This is a genomic window from Candidatus Pelagibacter sp. Uisw_113, from assembly GCF_047717815.1.
Classification (GTDB): Bacteria; Pseudomonadota; Alphaproteobacteria; order Pelagibacterales; family Pelagibacteraceae; genus Pelagibacter.
Genome location: NZ_CP159809.1, coordinates 516,726 through 534,637 on the forward strand (window position 1 = coordinate 516,726; position 17,912 = coordinate 534,637).

Annotated in this window: 19 protein-coding genes; 9 read left to right on the plus strand and 10 right to left on the minus strand. The window is 29.5% G+C overall.

Annotation, left to right across the window (positions count from 1 at the left end):
• From ABXT39_RS02835 to ABXT39_RS02845, 3 genes are read left to right on the plus strand one after another with little or no spacing between them, the layout of a single operon-like run.
• Entirely contained in the window at positions 1 to 1,029 is a 1,029-nt protein-coding gene (locus tag ABXT39_RS02835) for a DNA-directed RNA polymerase subunit alpha (RefSeq protein WP_415295754.1), read from the plus strand.
• A complete protein-coding gene (gene rplQ / locus ABXT39_RS02840) occupies positions 1,029 to 1,466 on the plus strand; it encodes a 50S ribosomal protein L17 (RefSeq protein WP_415295755.1) in 438 nt (145 codons plus the stop codon). Before ABXT39_RS02835 ends, rplQ begins: the two co-directional genes overlap by 1 nt.
• Positions 1,467 to 1,490: 24 nt before the next feature.
• Positions 1,491 to 2,405 (plus strand): RluA family pseudouridine synthase, encoded by a 915-nt coding sequence (locus ABXT39_RS02845; protein ID WP_415295756.1) that lies wholly within the window; start codon positions 1,491 to 1,493, stop codon positions 2,403 to 2,405.
• Here ABXT39_RS02845 and lipB read toward each other — a convergent pair.
• The gene (lipB, locus tag ABXT39_RS02850; protein WP_415295757.1) at positions 2,386 to 3,006 is read right to left on the minus strand and encodes a lipoyl(octanoyl) transferase LipB; all 621 of its coding nucleotides are present in this window, start codon (positions 3,004 to 3,006) and stop codon (positions 2,386 to 2,388) included. The two genes, ABXT39_RS02845 and lipB, sit on opposite strands and share 20 nt — an antisense overlap.
• 61 nt (positions 3,007 to 3,067) lie before the next feature.
• On the opposite strand from lipB, the gene mgtE reads away from it, so the two are divergent.
• Positions 3,068 to 4,441: a magnesium transporter gene (gene mgtE, locus ABXT39_RS02855; protein ID WP_415295758.1), complete on the plus strand. Its 1,374-nt coding sequence runs from the start codon at positions 3,068 to 3,070 to the stop codon at positions 4,439 to 4,441.
• Here mgtE and ABXT39_RS02860 read toward each other — a convergent pair.
• Positions 4,438 to 5,280: a pantoate--beta-alanine ligase gene (locus ABXT39_RS02860; protein ID WP_415295759.1), complete on the minus strand. Its 843-nt coding sequence runs from the start codon at positions 5,278 to 5,280 to the stop codon at positions 4,438 to 4,440. The two genes, mgtE and ABXT39_RS02860, sit on opposite strands and share 4 nt — an antisense overlap.
• Positions 5,281 to 5,284: 4 nt before the next feature.
• On the opposite strand from ABXT39_RS02860, the gene ABXT39_RS02865 reads away from it, so the two are divergent.
• The gene (locus tag ABXT39_RS02865; protein ID WP_415295760.1) at positions 5,285 to 6,100 is read left to right on the plus strand and encodes a sugar phosphate nucleotidyltransferase; all 816 of its coding nucleotides are present in this window, start codon (positions 5,285 to 5,287) and stop codon (positions 6,098 to 6,100) included.
• Positions 6,097 to 7,395 carry a UDP-glucose dehydrogenase family protein gene (locus tag ABXT39_RS02870; protein ID WP_415295761.1) on the plus strand — a complete coding sequence of 433 codons (1,299 nt, stop codon included), beginning with the start codon at positions 6,097 to 6,099 and terminating at the stop codon, positions 7,393 to 7,395. Before ABXT39_RS02865 ends, ABXT39_RS02870 begins: the two co-directional genes overlap by 4 nt.
• Here the strand turns inward: ABXT39_RS02870 and ABXT39_RS02875 are convergent.
• Genes ABXT39_RS02875 through ruvX form a run of 8 tightly spaced genes read right to left on the minus strand, consistent with a single transcriptional unit; the run spans position 7,392 to position 14,638 of the window.
• A complete protein-coding gene (locus ABXT39_RS02875) occupies positions 7,392 to 7,853 on the minus strand; it encodes a RidA family protein (protein ID WP_415295762.1) in 462 nt (153 codons plus the stop codon). The genes ABXT39_RS02870 and ABXT39_RS02875 overlap by 4 nt on opposite strands.
• Positions 7,854 to 7,855: 2 nt before the next feature.
• On the minus strand, positions 7,856 to 8,539 hold the full coding sequence (locus ABXT39_RS02880; protein WP_415295763.1) for a hypothetical protein: 684 nt from the start codon (positions 8,537 to 8,539) through the stop codon (positions 7,856 to 7,858).
• Between the two features lie 13 nt (positions 8,540 to 8,552).
• Positions 8,553 to 8,696 carry a hypothetical protein gene (locus ABXT39_RS02885; protein WP_415295764.1) on the minus strand — a complete coding sequence of 48 codons (144 nt, stop codon included), beginning with the start codon at positions 8,694 to 8,696 and terminating at the stop codon, positions 8,553 to 8,555.
• Between the two features lie 2 nt (positions 8,697 to 8,698).
• Positions 8,699 to 11,296 carry a type I DNA topoisomerase gene (gene topA, locus ABXT39_RS02890; RefSeq protein WP_415295765.1) on the minus strand — a complete coding sequence of 866 codons (2,598 nt, stop codon included), beginning with the start codon at positions 11,294 to 11,296 and terminating at the stop codon, positions 8,699 to 8,701.
• Between the two features lie 37 nt (positions 11,297 to 11,333).
• Positions 11,334 to 11,909: a glycerol-3-phosphate 1-O-acyltransferase PlsY gene (gene plsY / locus ABXT39_RS02895; RefSeq protein ID WP_415295766.1), complete on the minus strand. Its 576-nt coding sequence runs from the start codon at positions 11,907 to 11,909 to the stop codon at positions 11,334 to 11,336.
• 2 nt (positions 11,910 to 11,911) lie between these two features.
• Positions 11,912 to 13,198: a dihydroorotase gene (gene pyrC / locus ABXT39_RS02900; RefSeq protein ID WP_415295767.1), complete on the minus strand. Its 1,287-nt coding sequence runs from the start codon at positions 13,196 to 13,198 to the stop codon at positions 11,912 to 11,914.
• Positions 13,199 to 14,140, minus strand: coding sequence for an aspartate carbamoyltransferase catalytic subunit (locus tag ABXT39_RS02905; protein ID WP_271480960.1), 942 nt, complete (start codon positions 14,138 to 14,140; stop codon positions 13,199 to 13,201).
• A 42-nt stretch (positions 14,141 to 14,182) separates the two neighbouring features.
• The gene (gene ruvX, locus ABXT39_RS02910) at positions 14,183 to 14,638 is read right to left on the minus strand and encodes a Holliday junction resolvase RuvX (RefSeq protein ID WP_415295768.1); all 456 of its coding nucleotides are present in this window, start codon (positions 14,636 to 14,638) and stop codon (positions 14,183 to 14,185) included.
• A 51-nt stretch (positions 14,639 to 14,689) separates the two neighbouring features.
• Between ruvX and gatC the strand changes: the two genes are divergently transcribed.
• Genes gatC through gatB form a run of 3 tightly spaced genes read left to right on the plus strand, consistent with a single transcriptional unit; the run spans position 14,690 to position 17,910 of the window.
• Complete coding sequence (gene gatC / locus ABXT39_RS02915) at positions 14,690 to 14,977, plus strand: Asp-tRNA(Asn)/Glu-tRNA(Gln) amidotransferase subunit GatC (RefSeq protein ID WP_415295769.1); 288 nt, start codon at positions 14,690 to 14,692, stop codon at positions 14,975 to 14,977.
• Positions 14,977 to 16,434: an Asp-tRNA(Asn)/Glu-tRNA(Gln) amidotransferase subunit GatA gene (gene gatA, locus ABXT39_RS02920; protein WP_415295770.1), complete on the plus strand. Its 1,458-nt coding sequence runs from the start codon at positions 14,977 to 14,979 to the stop codon at positions 16,432 to 16,434. Before gatC ends, gatA begins: the two co-directional genes overlap by 1 nt.
• Positions 16,435 to 17,910, plus strand: coding sequence for an Asp-tRNA(Asn)/Glu-tRNA(Gln) amidotransferase subunit GatB (gene gatB, locus ABXT39_RS02925; protein ID WP_415295771.1), 1,476 nt, complete (start codon positions 16,435 to 16,437; stop codon positions 17,908 to 17,910). It abuts the gene before it with no gap.
• Positions 17,911 to 17,912 lie beyond the last annotated feature (2 nt).

The following is a 17,912-nucleotide window of genomic DNA, read 5'->3' on the forward strand; positions in this document are numbered from 1 at the left end:
ATGGAAAGTTTAAATGTAAATGCTAAAAATTGGAAAGCATTAATTAAACCATCTCAATTAGATGTTAAAATTAGTGATGATAAATCACAAGCTAAAATCATAGCTGAACCATTAGAAAAAGGTTATGGATTGACTTTAGGTAATTCCTTAAGAAGGATTTTACTTTCATCTATCAGAGGTGCAGCTGTAACCTCAATTCAAATTGATGGAGTGTTACACGAATTTACATCTATTAAAGGTGTTAGAGAGGATGTAACCGATATAGTTTTAAATGTTAAGTCTCTTGCTTTGAAAAGCTCTTCAGATGGAGCTAAAAAACTTATTTTAGACGCTAAGGGGCCTGGAGAAATTAAAGCCTCGGATATAGAATCTGTTACTGATATTGAAATTTTAAATCCTGATTTAGTAATTTGTAATTTGGATGAAAATACTAATTTTCATATGGAAATGAATGTTGGAACTGGCAAAGGTTATGTCCCAGCAGTAATGAATAAGCCAGAGGAACCACCATTAGGTTTGATTGCAATAGATTCTTTGTATAGCCCGGTTAAAAAAGTTTCATATACTATTAGTACTGCTAGAGAGGGAAAAGCCTTAGACTATGATAAGTTAACTATGGAAGTTGAAACAAATGGTTCAATTTCGGCTGAAGATGCCGTTGCTTATTCAGCAAGAATTTTTCAAGATCAACTTAATATGTTTGTTAATTTTGATGAACCAGTGGAAGCACCAATTAAAGAAGTTTCAACTGAGCCAGAATTCAATAAAAATTTATTGAGAAAAGTTGAAGAACTAGAACTATCTGTGCGTTCTATGAATTGTCTTAAAAATGATAATATTATTTACATTGGAGATTTGGTTCAAAAGTCAGAGGGTGAAATGCTTAGAACACCTAACTTTGGAAGAAAATCACTTAATGAAATAAAAGAAGTTTTAACTGGTATGTCTTTATATTTAGGTATGGAGATACCAAACTGGCCACCAGAAAATATAGCTGAAATGTCCAAAAAGTTAGAGGAGCAAATCTAATGAGACACGGAATGGCTAATAAGAAGTTAAATAGAACTTCTGAACATAGAAAAGCATTATTAAAGAACATGTTAAACTCTTTAATTAAATATGAGCAGATTACCACAACACTTCCAAAAGCAAAATTTCTAAAGCCTCAAGCAGATAAGATCATAACATTAGGTAAAAAAGAAACTCTACTAACAACAAAGATGTTGATGACTAAATTACAGGATATTACCTCAGCTCGTAAGGTTACAAAAACTTTGTCTAAAAGATATGAAAAAAGAAACGGAGGATATACTAGAATTATTAAAGCCGGCTTTAGATACGGTGACAATGCACCTATGGCTGTAATTGAATTTGTGGATAGAGATGTTGAAGCAAAAAGAGTGGATAGAAAGAAAAAAGATCTAACAAAAGATAAAACTGAAGAGAAAAAATTAGCTACTGCTTAATTTTTTATATAAAATTATATCATCATGAAAAAGTCTTTTAACGTTGATTCAACGTTTAACGATATGCGTATCGACAGGTGGATACGTAACAACCTAGGTAATTACCCGCAAGGCCTAATTGAAAAAAGTTTAAAGAGCGGAAAAGTTAAAATTAATAGTAAAAAAATAAAAAGCTCTCACAAAGTAAAGACAGGAGACATTATAGATTTATTTAATTTTGATTTTAAAGAAACAATTGTTCAAAAAACAATTAAATTTGTGCCTTCGGAAGAAGTTATTAAAGAGAATGAAGAATTAATAATTGATAACAATGATGATTTCATTGTTCTTAATAAAAGCTCTGGTATTTCAGTTCAAGGTGGGACTAAATCTAAAAAAAATCTTGTAGATATATTTGCACGTAGTGAAATTTTTCAAGACACAAAACCATTTTCCGTTCATAGACTTGATAAGGATACGTCTGGAGTTTTTATTATGGCGAAGCATAGAGAGTCTGCTCAGTTATTAACCTCTTTATTTAGACTCAGAAAAGTACACAAAACGTACCTGGCTATATGTCATGGTGAATTGCAAAAAGACTCTGGAGAGTGGAATGATGATTTAACTAGATATGACAATGATAAGGAGATAGTTGAGAAAGCTAGAACACTTTATAAAGTACTAGATAAAAACTCCATATGCAGTCTTGTTGAAATGAAGCCAATCACAGGAAGAAAGCACCAATTAAGAAAGCAGCTTTATGCCGTGGGATGCCCAATCTATGGAGATCAAAAATACAAATTTAGCAATACCGATAAAGCAATAAATAAAAATTTAATGCTTCACTCATACCAAATTAAATTTATGATTAATGATAAAAAATATACCTATACAGCATTATTACCTGATTATTTTAAAAAACTTTTGAAGACAAAAAGACTTAGATTTCCAAATGTTTAGAAAACGTATCAATAATTATCTTGTCTAAATTCTTATAGTCTTGATCTTTAATTTTTTTAAGATTTATTACACCTTTATCTAAAATACCACACGGAATAATATTTTTATATTTTGAAAGATCGTTATTAATATTTATTGCAAATCCATGATAAGCTATCCATTTTCTTACTCTCACACCTATCGCTGCAACTTTGTTAATTGTATCGTTATGTTTAGTCCAAATACCAATATTTTTTGGGTCACCAAATGATTCAACATTAAATTTTGACAAGCTAACAATAATAGTCTTTTCAATTAGTGTTATAAATTTTCTTATATCCTTTTTTCTTTTTTTTAAATCTATAACAAAATAACAAATTAATTGACCTGGACCATGATAGGTAATTTTACCTCCACGATTTGTTTTTATTAGATTTATATCTCTATTAAGAATTTCTTTTTCTTTATAGCTAGTACCTGCTGAATAAACCTCTTCATGTTCTAAGATCCATATTAAATCACCTTTTCGACCACTGTCTATTTCCGACAATCTTTCCTCAAGGAATTTTATTGCATCTTCATATTTTATTGGTTTTATTGACTTTTTAATCTCTATATTCATTTATAAATTGTATTATTCTTATTATACACTATTAGTGCAAAATTGATTTATAGGTAAATTTATGTCTTTAATAAAAAAAATAAAAGATAAAAAAGTTAATTTCGAATTTAATAAAGAGTATATTAAAGTTGTAACTTCTAAGATAGCTAACAATGATGCTCAATTTATTACTAATTCCTTTAATGAAATGCACCCAGCCGATGCAGCTGATATAATTGAACACCTTGGTCAAAATGACAGAGAAAGCTTAATAAAACTTAATAATTTCAATATAGATCCAGAAGTTTTTATTGAATTAAACGAGTCAGTGCAGTCTGAAATTATAGCCTATCTATCACCTGATACTATTGTCAGACTTTTAAAAAACCTTGAATCTGATGATGCTATAACAATTTTAGAAAATGTTGATGAAAAGGATAAGAATACAATATTAAGTTCTTTACCCCCAAAAGACAGATTTGCTTTACTAGAAAGCTTAAGTTATCCCGAGGACACAGCAGCTAGAATAATGCAACGTGAGTTCACGGCTATTCCTAGTAATTGGTCTGTAGGTCAAACAATTGATTATCTAAGAGAAAATAAAGATTTACCTGACGAATTTTTAGAAATCTTCATTATAGATGAAGGTTTTAAGCCAATTGGAACTGTTCCTTCGTCTAAAGTTTTAACCACCTCAAGAGAAACCAAAATGCTTTCTATCATGTCAGAATCACAGCTACTTATTCCTGTAGATATGGACAAAGAGGAGGTTGGTAACGTATTTGAAAACTATAACTTAAATTCAGCAGCAGTTGTCGATAAATCAAACAAGTTAGTTGGTATGATTATGTATGATGATGTTCTAACTGTATTAAAGGAAGAAGCTGAGGAAGATGCTTTAAGATTATCTGGGGTAGGTGATGAAGAAATTACCGACGGTGTTTTTAAGAAAACCAGAAGAAGGTTTAACTGGCTTTTATTAAATCTATTTACTGCATTTCTTGCAACATGGGTGATTAGTCTATTTGGTGCAACAATCGAACAAATGGTTGTTCTTGCATTTCTAATGCCAATTGTTGCTTCTATGGGGGGTAATGCTGGTATGCAAACTTTAGCTGTTACAGTAAGAACTTTAGCAACAAATGACTTAACAAAAAATAACTTTTCACAAAATATCTTAAAGGAATTTAATATTGGTATTTTAAATGGTATTATTTTTGCATTAATAAGTGCATTAGTGGTTCAAATTTGGTTTCAAGACTCTTTACTTTCTCTAATAATTTCTATGTCAATGATAGTTACGATGATTGTTGCTGGATTATTTGGAATTTTAGTGCCTATAACTTTAAAAAAAATGAATATTGATCCCGCTATTGCATCAAGTGTATTTGTGACCACCATAACAGATGTTATAGGCTTTGTGTCATTTTTAGGTGTTAGCGCTTATTTTCTTTAAAAGTTATCTATTAATCTCACGTTGTTTAAATAAAAAGCCACAAATAATTTAAATGACCTCTTCTGAATATTTGTGCTTAAATTGATTGTATTTCGGCACTCTAAGTACTCAATCTTAACTTTAAATTTTTGGACTAAATCCTTTTTAATTATACTAATTATTTTTTTAGACTGTTTTCTATTTTTATAAATAATTTTTTTCAAATTAACTAATTCATTAGAAATCAAACCTAATGTATTATGACCATTTTTATTTAATAAGTTATTTCTAGATGACAAAGCTATCATTTTTGAGTCTCTAATAGTTTTGCAAACATAAACTTTAGTCTTGTATTTTTTTTCAATAAAGTTTTTAACTAAAAAAAATTGTTGAAAGTCTTTTTCTCCCATAAATATTGACTTAGGAGATATTAGTTTTGCAAAACGGTTTAAAATATCAAGCACACCTTCAAAATGACCTTTTCTAAACCTTGCGCATAGTATCTTTTGTGATTTATTTAATAAAATTTTAGGTAATCGTTCTTTAAAAACTTCATCTACAGTTGGTAAATAAACATAATCAACTTTCAGTTTTTTAAGAATTTTAAGATCTTTATTTAAGTCCTGGGGATAATTTTTGTAGTCATTTTTATTATTAAATTGAGTAGGATTTACAAAAATTGTAACTATTGTTTTTTTGCACTTTTTTTGCGATTCTTTAATAAGGGCTTCATGGCCTTTATGTAGGCTGCCCATTGTTGGAACAAATCCTAATCTTTTTTCTATATTAATTGCCTTATTTAAATCAGTTATTTGTTTTATTAATTTCATTTGTAATAATAAGATTAATAAGTAAAACATTTAAATGATTAAACAAGCTATAATTCCTTTAGCAGGACTTGGAACTAGATTGCTTCCTTTAACAAGTGTCTTTGCTAAGGAGCTTTTACCTATTAATGGAAAGCCTGGAATAGAATATATTTTAGATGAGTGTATAGATGCTGGAATTAAGGAAGTTGTTTTTATTATTTCACAAAAAAAATTAATGATTAAAAAATATTTTTATAATGATAAATTTTATAAAGATATTATTAAAAAAAAACGAGACCCCCGTATTATTAACGAATATAAAAAAATCTTAAAATACAAAAAAATGATTAAGTTTGTATTTCAAGAAAAGCCACTTGGAACAGGTGATGCGGTTCTTAAAACTAAAAAACTTATCAAAGGTAAATATTTTTTAATGCTACTACCAGATGATTTAATAATTAAAAAAAATTGCTCTAAATCCATGATTGACATTCACAAAAGATTTAATGCATCTGTTATGGCCAGCATGAAGGTAAATAAAAAAAATGTTTCTAGATGGGGTGTTTATGATGTTAAAAAAAAAATTGATAATAATAATTTTATAATTAAAAGTGTTGTAGAAAAACCTTCTATAAAAACTGCACCATCAAATAATGTGGTTATTGGGAGGTATATATTATCTAAAAAAATTTTTAATAAATTATTAAAACTTAAACCTGGAAAAGGAAGAGAAATTCATATTACTGATGCTATACAATCTCTAATAAACGATAATGAAAAATTTATAGGTCATAATTTTTCTGGAAAATATTTAGATTGTGGAACAATGAAAGGTTATATTAAATCAAACATCGAGGTTTCAAAAATATGAAATTATGCATGATAGGAACGGGATACGTTGGTTTGGTTAGTGGGGTATGTTTTGCAGACCTTGGTAATGATGTTATTTGTATAGATCGTGATATAAAAAAAGTTGAAGATTTAAAAAAAGGAATAATTCCTATTTATGAACCAGGTTTAGAAGAATTGGTCTTAAAAAATTATAAGAATAAAAGATTAAAATTTTCCACAAATTTAAAGGATTCAATCTTTAAATCAGATATCATATTTATTTGTGTAGGCACACCATCAAAAAAAAATGGTAATGGTGCTGATTTAAGTCAAATCTATAATGTTGCTAAAGAAATTAGAGCTTCCATTTCTAAATTTAAGATTATAATAACAAAATCTACTGTACCAGTTACAACTGGTGATGAAATAGAAAAAATTATTTCACAAAAAGTTTCTAAAAAACTTTTTTCAGTTGTTTCAAATCCTGAATTTTTAAGAGAAGGAGAAGCTATAAGAGATTTTACTTATCCAGATAGAGTTGTAATTGGTACAACTGATAAAAAATCGAATAAAATTTTAAAAAATCTTTATTTACCGTTAATATCAAAAGGAACTAAATACGTAAACACATCAAGAAGAGCTGCTGAATTAATCAAATATGCCTCTAATGCTTTTTTGGCAACAAAAATAACTTTTATTAATGAGCTTGCAAATTTATGTGAAAAAATTGATGTTAATATTCAAGATATTTCAATTGGTATGGGGCTCGATAAAAGAATTGGTGGACGTTTTTTGAGAGCAGGTCCTGCCTATGGAGGCTCATGCTTTCCTAAGGACACAAAAGCTATAGTTACAACGGCAGATCAATTTAAAATAAATCTATCAGTTATTAAAAGTGTAATTAAATCTAATGAAAATAGATCTTCACTATTAATAAAAAGAGTATTCAACATTCTAAATGGTAAAGTTAAAAATAAAAAAATATGTTTTTTAGGAGTTACATTTAAAGCTAACACAGATGATATGAGGGATTCATCAAGCTTATTAATGATTCCTTCATTGCATAAAATGGGTGCTAAAATAAACTATTTTGACCCAACTGGTGAGAAAGATGATTTTAAGAAACTAAATAATGTTCACTTTTCAAGCAATATCAATTTTGCAATAAGAGAATCGGACTTAATAATTATTCATACAGAGTGGAATGATTTCAAATCAATAAATTTTAACAATGCAGTTAAAAATAAAAAATTTATAGTGTTCGATATGAGAAATATTTATTCTCCTGATAAAATGAAGGAGTTAAAAATTAAATATTTTGGTGTTGGCCGTTAATATAATTCAAAAATAGCATCAACCTCTACCGACACACCCAATGGTAGACTGTTTACACTAACCGCCGCTCTTGTGTGCATTCCAGCATTTCCAAAAACAGAAACTATTAAATCTGATGCGCCATTTACCACTTTGGGTTGTTCAATAAAATCTTCTGTTGAATTAACAAATCCAGTTAATTTTACGCAAGATTTTATTTTTGATAAATCTTCATCACAGGCTTTTTGAACTTGAGAGATAATATTTAAGCCACATCTCTTGGCAGCCTCATAACCTTCTTCTGTTTTTAATTCTTTTCCAACTTTACCTTTTATTAATTTACCATCTTCTGCAATAGAAATTTGACCTGATATAAAAAGCATATTGCCAATTATTTTTGAAGCAACATATGACCCAACAGGGTCTCTAGCCTCAGGCAGCTCTAGTTTTAATTCTTTAATTTTATTTTCAAAAGTCATAATTAATTATCCTTATTTTTGTTTTTTTTCCAATCAGACCAAGTTTTACTCTTTTTAAATTTGATTAAAGTGGATTCTTTTTTCTCTTCACCATCCTTCAAATATGTATTTAAACTTTTACTATTTTTAAACTTACTTAATTTTGAAGTTTTATCCTTTAAAATACTAATCATGTTTTTTGATGTTTTTGAATCATTTAAACATTTTTTATATGCCAATTTATTATTATTTATTCTATTCATATCTGCTAAAGTTTTGGCAACTTTCAATTCATTTGTGTTAGATATCTTTTGATATTTTGAGCAATCTTTTTTTTCTTTTGAAGCAAGATATTTTATACGTTTATTTATTAAATTTTTTCCATTTTTATTGGCCAGTGCTTCACCCGGTCCAGTAAACTTATTTATTTCATCATTCCACACAACATTATATTTTTTTTCTAAATTTTGCAGTGCTTTAAGAGTAATATCTATTTTTTTAATTTTTGGTTTTTTCGTATTGAGATCTTTTTCACATTCTAAATTCTTTTTAGAGATTTCATTTTTAAATAAAGAAAGAAGTGACTTACTTTCTTTAAATTTATCAACAGCGGATTTCTCTCCGTACATTGAGCAATCTACTTCTTCCGATTTAGCACTAACTGTTAGTAGAAACACAGCTATAGTTATTAAGATTATTTTATTCATTTATTAGGTTGTATTAGTTTTTTTTACAGAATACTTCAGTTAGAGTTTTGTTAGTTTCATCTCCAGTGCAGGCTTGTCTCTCTGGCATTTTATCTTTTAATGTAGCGCAAGAAGTTAATATAATTGTAGATATTATTAATAATATTTTTTTAGTCATTTTTACCTTTTTTTAATTTTTTTTAATTTACCTTTTTTATTTTTATCGTATTCTTTCCTTTTCTCAATTAATATTAAAGCCTCCTCTATATTAAGCTCTAATGGGTCTTTTTCCTCGGGTATTGTTGCATTAAGAGACTTATACTTGATATATGGACCATACTGACCCTTCATTACTCTAATAGGTTTTTTGTCTTCTGGGTGCTCCCCTAGATCTTTTATAATTGATGTAGACATTCTCCCTGGCTTAGCCTCAGCTATTAGAGTTATTGCTCTATTAAGACCGATTGAAAAGATTTCTTCAACATTCTCAATTCTTGCTGATTTATTTTCAGATTTTAAATATGGACCAAATCTTCCTGAATTTAATATTATATCTTTTTGATTTTCAGGATTGATACCTAAACTTTTTGGTAATGAGCACAAAAATTTAGCCCTATCAAGATCAACACTATCTAATGTAATTCCTTTAGGTATTGAAACATTTCTTAAATTATTATCTTCTTTTTCTATCTTCTTTTTTTTTGTTTTCTTTTTCTTTTTTGTTTCAGCAATAATTTCTTCCTTTATTTCCTCAATTTTTTCATATTGTAAGTAGGGGCCAAATCTTCCATTTTTAAGATACATGTCATTACCATTTTCATGTTTCCCTATAAACTTTGGTTCCGCTAGTTGAGATTGTGCGGCTGCTTTAGCTTTAGAAAGAGGTCTAGTAAATTTACAATCTGGATAATTTGAACAACCTATAAAAGCACCACCTCTAAAACTGTTTTTTAAACTTAATGATCCACTGTCACATAATTTGCATTGTCTATTAATATTTCCATCTTTATCTCTTTCAAAAATTAAACTACCTAGGCTATCATTTAATAGATCTAAAACTTCTCTAGTTCTTTTCATTTTAACATCAGATACATTTTGATTAAAATCTTTCCAAAATGACTCTAGAACTTTTATCCATCCTTCTTTACCAGTAGTAATGTCATCAAGTTGGTTTTCTAAACTTGCAGTGAAGTTATAGTCAACATATTTGGAAAAAAGTTTTTCGAGAAAAGCAGAAATTAATTTACCACGATCGGTTGGGTGAAATCTTTTATTAATTGCTTCTGCATACCCTCTGGTAGATATAACAGATATTATACTTGCATAAGTTGAGGGTCTTCCAATTCCAAGTTCCTCTAATTTTTTAACTAAACTTGCTTCTGAGTATCTTGGTGGTGGTTGTGTAAAATGTTGTTCATCTAATAAAGCTTCTATATTAACTGGACCTTTGTTCATTTCAGGAAGTATATCTTCATTATCATCTTTTTTTGTGTCTTTCATAACCTTCAAGAACCCATCAAATTTAATAACAGATCCACTAGCTTTACAGACTGTTCCATTATCATCTGAGTTTATCGTAATAGTATTTCTATCAAATTGAGCAGGTTTCATTTGAGAGGATAGGGCTCTACTCCAAATTAAATCGTATAATTTATGCTGATCTGGACTTAGATATTTTTTAACTGTATCTGGTGCACGCATAATATCTGTAGGTCGAATTGCTTCATGTGCTTCTTGAGCATTTTTAGCTTTTTTACCAGAATAACTTGCTGCATTATCTGGAACATATTCATTACCAAACTCATTTTTTATATATTTCCTGAAAGTGTCTATAGCATCTGTAGATAGATTGGTTCCATCTGTTCGCATGTACGTGATAAGACCAATAGTTTCACCGTCTATTTCTATACCTTGATAAAGTTTCTGAGCTATCTGCATTGTTCGTGATGCTCCAAATCCTAATCTACCAGAAGAAACTTGCTGTAATGTAGAGGTAGTAAAAGGGCCAGAAGGGTTTCTGTTAACAACTTTGCTTGAGATGTCATTTATATTGAAATTCATGGACTTAACCTCTTCAATTGCTTTACCAATTTCAGCTTTATTTTTAAAAGAAAATTTTTCAATTTTTTTATCATTCAATTGAGAGATACTTGCTAATATAGAATTTTTATCATTGTCGTTGAATTGAACACTTAAAGTCCAAAATTCTTCAGGATCAAAAAGCTCAATTTCATGTTCTCGTTCTGTAATTAATTTTAAGGCAACTGACTGAACACGACCTGCAGATTTAGAACCAGGTAACTTTGTCCATAAAATTGGTGATATATTAAAGCCAACTAGATAGTCTAAGGCTCTTCTAGCCATATAGGCATCAACAAGTAGTGGCTCTATTTGTCGTGGGTTTTCAATTCCATGAATAACTGCTTTTTTTGTAATTTCATTAAAAACAACTCTTTCTACATGTTTGTCTTTTATTAATTTTTTCTCATTTAAATATTCTTTAACATGCCAAGCAATCGCCTCTCCTTCGCGATCAGGGTCAGTTGCTAGTATGATTTTTGATGAAATTTTAGCTGCATCTGTAATTTCTTTAAGATATTTTTTAGAAAAACTATCTACCTCCCATTCCATTTTAAAATTATTTTCTGGGTCAACAGAACCATTTTTCGAAGGAAGGTCTCTAATATGGCCATAACTTGCTAGCACAATATAATCATCACCTAGATATTTATTGATAGTTTTTGCTTTAGCTGGACTTTCTACGACTACAAGATTCATTACTAAACAAATTACTTAAAAGACTTAGATAGTCAAATCAATAAATTTTAGTCTTGGTTTCTTCTTTGTTTTTCAATCGTTTGACGTTTTCTCTATGTGTATAGAATATAAGGACAAACATTATTATGAAAAAAATCGAATTATAATTTTCAAAAATTATTAAGTAAATTGGAACGATTAAACCACCAACAAGTGATGAAAGTGATGAGTATTTTGAAATAAGAAATGTAACAGCCCAACTAACGATAAATACCAAACCCAAAATTATGTTTATTGAAAATAATATTCCAACATATGTTGCAACACCCTTACCCCCTTTAAACTTGAGCCATATAGGAAAAACGTGACCCAAGAATGCACTTAGTGATGCAATAAAGATATAATCAGGATAATTAAATTTTACATATAAAACAGGCAATACAGCTTTTGTTATATCCAGCAATAAAGTTGAGTAGCCTAACGTTTTATTACCCGTTCTAAGAGCATTTGTGGCTCCAATGTTTCCTGAGCCAATATCTCTAATATCTTTTTTTAGAAATATTTTTGTAAGTATAAAACCAAAAGGTATTGATCCTAATAAATATGAGCTTAATGCAACAATTAAATATTCCATTATTATAACTTAAATAATTCTTCACCTTTTACAAATGTATTAGTGACTTTACCTTGTAGTTTTTTGTCTTCAATGGAAGTGTTTTTTGATTTGGAGATAAGTTTATCTTTTTTAACAACCCATGGCTTATCAATATCTACAATGCAAAAATCTGCTTCATTACTCACTGAAAGATTACCCTTATCAATTTTTAGAATTTTTGCAGGGTTTGATGTTAAGGCTTTAATTATGGTTTCTAATTTAACAGAGCCATTGTGATATAACTCTAGACTTAGTGATAAAAGTGTTTCTATTCCAGAAGCTCCTGTAGATGCTTGTGCAAACGTTAATCTTTTTTGCTCTTCATCTTCCGGCTTGTGATCAGATACAATAACATCTATCGTTTCATCTTTTAATCCTTGCACTAGAGCAATTCTGTCTTCTTCAGTTCTTAATGGGGGTGATAATTTTAAGAAAGTTCTGAAATCTCCTATATCATTTTCATTTAATGAAAGGTTATTTATAGAGACACCTGTTGTAAATTTAACTTTATTTTTTCTTTCCTCAATAATTTCAACTGATTTTGCAGCTGAAATTTGTGATATGTGATACCTACATTTAATATTTTCAAGCAAAGTTAAATCTCTTTCAATAATTATTCTTTCGGCAACAGCAGGTATTCCAGATAATCCAAGTTTGGTTGCAATAATTCCAGAATTAATCATTCCATTTTTAGATAAATCATAATCTTCAGCATGCTGCATGATTAGTGTGCCTAAATCTTTAGCTGAGTTCATTATACGAGACATCAGTCTAGTATTTTGAATTGTTTTAACTCCATCAGTAAATCCAATTATTCCTCTACTTTGAAGTAGACCAAATTCAGTCATGGTAGCACCTTCAATATTTTTGGTAAGAGCAGCACTTGGAAAAACATTAATTTTAGATTTGTCTCTTCCACGTCTTTTTAAAAAATCTACTATTGAAACGTTATCTATAATTGGATCCGTATTAGGCATAGTAACAACTGAAGTAACACCTCCTGCAAGTGCTGCATTGCTTAGTGTTCTAAAATTTTCTTTATATTCATAACCAGGTTCACCTGCAAAGACACGCATATCAACAAGACCTGGGAATATATATTTTCCATTTAAATCTATTACCTTTTCTCTTGATGGAATGTTGTTAGAATTTACTTTTTTACCAATAGCTTCAATCAAACCATCTTCACCAATAATTAATCCACCATTCTCATTGATAGAGTTATGAGGGTCAATTATATTTGCATTTATAAAGTATTGTTTTTTCATTTATTCACAAAATATTTTTAAACAAGCCATTCTTACTGCAACACCTAGTTCAACCTGTTCCTTAATCACACTTCTGTTTATGTCATCTGCCAATTTTGTATCAATTTCGATCCCTCTATTCATTGGACCTGGATGCATAATCAAAGCATCATCTTTTGCATGAGCAAGCTTATCTGGAGTTAGTCCATAATATTCATAGTATTCTCTATTAGAAGACAAGAAAGAACTTGTCATCCTTTCATTTTGCAACCTTAGCATCATCACAATATCACAATCTTTCAGACCTTTTTTCATATCTGTAAATGTATTAACGCCAAACTTTTCTATTTCTTTTGGCATTAAGTTTGATGGTGCAATAATGTTAACTTCTGCACCCAACATATTAAGAAGATAAATATTTGATCTTGCAACACGTGAATGAGTTATGTCACCACAAATCGCAACTCTTAAACCTTCAATTTTCTTTTTACGATTTATAATTGTTAAAGCATCTAATAAAGCTTGTGTAGGGTGTTCACGGCTTCCATCACCAGCATTAAGTACTGCGCAATTTACTTTTTGAGATAAAAGGTTACATGCACCTGAATCCTGGTGTCTAATTACAATTATATCAGGATGCATTGCATTTAAAGTCATTGCGGTATCTATGAGTGTTTCACCCTTCTTAATTGCAGAATTTGCCATATTCATTGACATAACATCCGCACCTAATCTTTTTCCAGCTAATTCAAATGAACTTTGTGTTCTAGTAGAGGGTTCAAAAAATAAATTAATTTGAGTTTTGCCACTTAATACATTTAGTCTTTTATTTTTACTTTGATTTAATTTAATGAAACTTTTAGCTTCTTCTAAAATGAGATTAACATCATTAATTGATAGATCTTGAATACCTAGGAGGTGTTTTTGAGAAATCTTAATAGCTTTATTTATTTTGGTTGCCATTAAAATTAACTCTATAACTATTAACCATCACTATGGCAAGTATTAATTATTTAAAAAGTCAATTGCCCCTTGTAAAATAAAGGCTGCAGCGTTTTGATCAATTGTTTTAACTCTTTTTGAAACATTAACGTCTAATAAACTCGATAGATTAAATGCGCCAACTGTTGAAAGTCTTTCATCCCACAATATTACAGGCAGGTCTATAGATTTTGATATATTTGATGCAACGTCATTAACTGATTGAGCGGATCTTCCTAGACTGCCATCCATATTAACTGGGTGCCCTACAATTATTCCACCAATACTATTATCTTTAATTATTATCTTAAGTTCATTAATTAGTTCGTTTGTGTTGGTTTTGTTAATGGTTTTAAAGGGTGTGGCTATGGATTGTCTTTCATCACAAATTGAGACACCAATTCTTTTAGATCCTAAATCTAAACCAATAAATCTTACCTTATTTGAGTATTTTATTTTAAAATCTTCAATTGTGATCATATTGTATATTTTATACTTAAGTGATAGTTTGCCGACATATTTAATTACCACATGACAATTGATCTTAAAACAATAAAGCATATATCTAAATTATCAAGAATCTCAGTTGATGATGCAAAAGCTAATAAATTAGCTGGAGATCTTAACTCTATATTTGACTTTATTGAAAAATTGAATGAACTCAATACTGACAATGTTGAGCCTTTAACCTCTGTTGCAGAAACCACATTAAAATTAAGAGTAGATGAGGTTAAAAGTGAAAATATAAGAGATCAAATATTAAAAAACTCACCAGAAGAAAATGAAGATTTTTTTGTTGTACCAAGGGTTGTTGAATAATGTCTGATATCACATCACTCACTTTAACTGAATTAGTTAAAAATATTAAAGATAAAAAAATTTCTTCTGAAGAAACTACTAAAGCATTTATTAATAGAGGAGAAAAATCTAGAGATTTAAATGCTTACATAACAGAAGATTTTTCTAATGCACTTTTGAAAGCTAAAAATTTTGATCAAAAACCTAATTTTGATTTAAAGCTTCCGGGTGTTCCAATGGCAGTTAAAGATTTGTTTTGCACCAAAGATGTAAAAACTACAGCAGGTAGTAAAATTTTAAATAATTTTATTCCACCGTACGAGTCTACTGTTACTCAAAATATTTGGAATGAAGGTGCAATATTACTTGGCAAATTAAATTGTGACGAGTTTGCAATGGGCTCATCTAATGAAACCAGTTTTTTTGGAAATGTACAAAGTCCAATAGATAAAGGTTTAGTACCTGGAGGCTCTTCAGGAGGCTCTGCATCAGCTCTAGCAGCTAATTTAACACCTATTACAATTGGAACCGATACAGGTGGCTCTATTAGACAACCTGCTTCATTTACAGGTACTGTTGGGTTAAAGCCAACTTATGGAAGTTGTTCAAGATATGGAATTGTTGCTTTTGCTTCTTCATTAGATCAAGCGGGACCAATGTCTAAAGATGTAAAAGATTGTGCATTACTTCAAGAAATAATTAGCACTTATGATGAAAAAGATTCAACATCAATTGATTTTAAAAGAAATGAATTCAGCAAAGAATTAACAAACAATATCAAAGGTAAGAAAATTGGTATTCCAAAAGAATATAGAGTTGATGGAATGCCAAAAGAGATAGAAGATTTATGGACTAAGGGAATTGAGTATGCAAAAGATTGTGGTGCTGAAATTGTTGATATTTCATTGCCTCATACAAATTATGCTTTACCTGCTTATTATATAGTAGCCCCTGCTGAAGCTTCTTCAAACTTAGCTAGATATGATGGTGTTAAGTATGGTTTTAGATCTAAAGGTGAAAACCTTATTGATATGTATGAAAAAACAAGATCTGAAGGTTTTGGCAGTGAAGTTCAAAGAAGAATAATGATTGGAACATATGTTTTATCCTCTGGTTATTATGATGCTTATTATCTAAAAGCGCAGAAAGTTAGAAAATTAATTAAAAACGATTTTGATGAAGCTTATAAAAAAGTTGATGCAATTTTAACTCCATCGACACCAAGTGCTGCTTTTAAAATTGGTGAAAAAACTAATGACCCAGTTTCAATGTATTTAAATGATATATTCACAGTTCCAGTTAACTTAGCTGGATTACCTGCAATTTCTATTCCAGCAGGTGTAGATGCTAAGGGTTACCCTTTAGGATTGCAAATTATTGGTAAAGCTTTTGATGAACAAAATATTTTAAACATTGCTTATGCTATGGAAGAAAAAATCCAGTTTAAAAATAAAATTACTGATTGGTGGATTAAATAGATGACTAAAGATAATTCAGAATATTTAATTGAAAGATATGATAATGTTTACGAAGTGGTAATCGGCCTTGAAGTTCATGCTCAAGTTACATCAAATTCAAAATTATTTTCATCTTCATCAACTACTTTTGGTGCCGAACCCAATACGCAAGTAAGTTTAGTTGATGCTGCATTTCCAGGAATGCTTCCAGTTATTAATGAGTACTGCGTAAAACAGGCAATTAAAACAGGTATAGGTTTAAGAGCTCAAATTAATAAAAGATCAGTTTTTGATAGAAAAAATTATTTTTATGCAGATCTTCCACAGGGTTATCAGATTTCACAATTTAAATATCCAATAGTAGGTGAGGGTACAGTTATTCTTGATATGGCACATGGCCAAAAAGAAGTGGGGATTGAAAGATTACACTTAGAACAAGATGCTGGAAAAAGTATTCATGATATGGATCCGCAAAATACATTGGTAGATTTAAATAGATCTGGTGTGGCTCTGATGGAAATTGTCAGCAAACCAGACATGAGAACTCCAGATGAGGTTAGTGCTTATGTTAAAAAACTAAGATCTATTATGAGATATCTTGGCACGTGTGATGGAAATATGCAGGAAGGTTCTTTAAGAGCTGATGTTAATATTTCTGTTAGAATTAAAGGGTCTGATAAACTTGGAACTCGTTGTGAGATTAAAAATGTTAATTCAATCAAATTTATGCAAATGGCTATTGATTATGAAGCTAATAGACAAGTCGATTTAATTGAAGAAGGTAAAACAATCGATCAAGAAACAAGATTATTTGATACCAAAAAAAATGAAACAAGATCTATGAGATCTAAAGAAGATGCTCATGATTATAGATATTTTCCAGATCCAGATTTATTACCATTAGAAGTAACTGATGAATTTATTGAAAAACTTAAAGCGGATATCCCAGAATTACCAGACGATAAGAAAAAAAGATTTATTGATGAATTTAAAGTCTCTGCTTACGAGGCTACAATATTAGTATCTGACATTGATACAGCCAAATATTTTGAAGAAGTTGTCGCTAAAATGGGCAAAAACCGAGATATGAAATTAGCTGTTAACTGGATTACAGGTGAATTGTTTGCTGTTTTAAATAATAAAAATTTAGAAATTACACAAAGTCCAATAAGTGCAAAAAATTTGGCAAAGTTAATTAATCTAATTAAGAATGGAACAATTTCTGGAAAAATAGCTAAAACAATATTTGAGTTAATGATGGATGGAGACATAGATCCCCAAATAATTGTTGAAGAAAAAGGTTTAAAGCAAGAAAGCGACCCTAAAGCATTAGAGGCTTTAATAGATAAGATTATTAATGACAATAGAGAAAAAGCTATTGAATATAAGAATGGTAAAGAAAAACTATTTGGTTTCTTTGTAGGACAAGCAATGAAAGCTTCAAGTGGTAAAGCTAACCCTCAATTAATAAATGAGATATTGAAGAAGAAACTTTAATA

Bases quoted from the DNA above. Each gene is read 5' to 3' on its own strand.
- ABXT39_RS02885 (WP_415295764.1), bottom strand. From the start codon at position 8,696: ATGACTAAAAAAATATTATTAATAATATCTACAATTATATTAACTTCT.
- ABXT39_RS02905 (WP_271480960.1), bottom strand. From the start codon at position 14,140: ATGGCAACCAAAATAAATAAAGCTATTAAGATTTCTCAAAAACACCTC.
- topA (WP_415295765.1), bottom strand. From the start codon at position 11,296: ATGAATCTTGTAGTCGTAGAAAGTCCAGCTAAAGCAAAAACTATCAAT.
- ABXT39_RS02870 (WP_415295761.1), top strand. From the start codon at position 6,097: ATGAAATTATGCATGATAGGAACGGGATACGTTGGTTTGGTTAGTGGG.
- lipB (WP_415295757.1), bottom strand. From the start codon at position 3,006: ATGAATATAGAGATTAAAAAGTCAATAAAACCAATAAAATATGAAGAT.
- ABXT39_RS02860 (WP_415295759.1), bottom strand. From the start codon at position 5,280: ATGTTTTACTTATTAATCTTATTATTACAAATGAAATTAATAAAACAA.
- ABXT39_RS02835 (WP_415295754.1), top strand. From the start codon at position 1: ATGGAAAGTTTAAATGTAAATGCTAAAAATTGGAAAGCATTAATTAAA.
- ABXT39_RS02875 (WP_415295762.1), bottom strand. From the start codon at position 7,853: ATGACTTTTGAAAATAAAATTAAAGAATTAAAACTAGAGCTGCCTGAG.
- mgtE (WP_415295758.1), top strand. From the start codon at position 3,068: ATGTCTTTAATAAAAAAAATAAAAGATAAAAAAGTTAATTTCGAATTT.
- ABXT39_RS02865 (WP_415295760.1), top strand. From the start codon at position 5,285: ATGATTAAACAAGCTATAATTCCTTTAGCAGGACTTGGAACTAGATTG.
- ABXT39_RS02845 (WP_415295756.1), top strand. From the start codon at position 1,491: ATGAAAAAGTCTTTTAACGTTGATTCAACGTTTAACGATATGCGTATC.
- gatC (WP_415295769.1), top strand. From the start codon at position 14,690: ATGACAATTGATCTTAAAACAATAAAGCATATATCTAAATTATCAAGA.
- ABXT39_RS02880 (WP_415295763.1), bottom strand. From the start codon at position 8,539: ATGAATAAAATAATCTTAATAACTATAGCTGTGTTTCTACTAACAGTT.
- gatB (WP_415295771.1), top strand. From the start codon at position 16,435: ATGACTAAAGATAATTCAGAATATTTAATTGAAAGATATGATAATGTT.
- plsY (WP_415295766.1), bottom strand. From the start codon at position 11,909: ATGGAATATTTAATTGTTGCATTAAGCTCATATTTATTAGGATCAATA.
- rplQ (WP_415295755.1), top strand. From the start codon at position 1,029: ATGAGACACGGAATGGCTAATAAGAAGTTAAATAGAACTTCTGAACAT.
- ruvX (WP_415295768.1), bottom strand. From the start codon at position 14,638: ATGATCACAATTGAAGATTTTAAAATAAAATACTCAAATAAGGTAAGA.
- gatA (WP_415295770.1), top strand. From the start codon at position 14,977: ATGTCTGATATCACATCACTCACTTTAACTGAATTAGTTAAAAATATT.
- pyrC (WP_415295767.1), bottom strand. From the start codon at position 13,198: ATGAAAAAACAATACTTTATAAATGCAAATATAATTGACCCTCATAAC.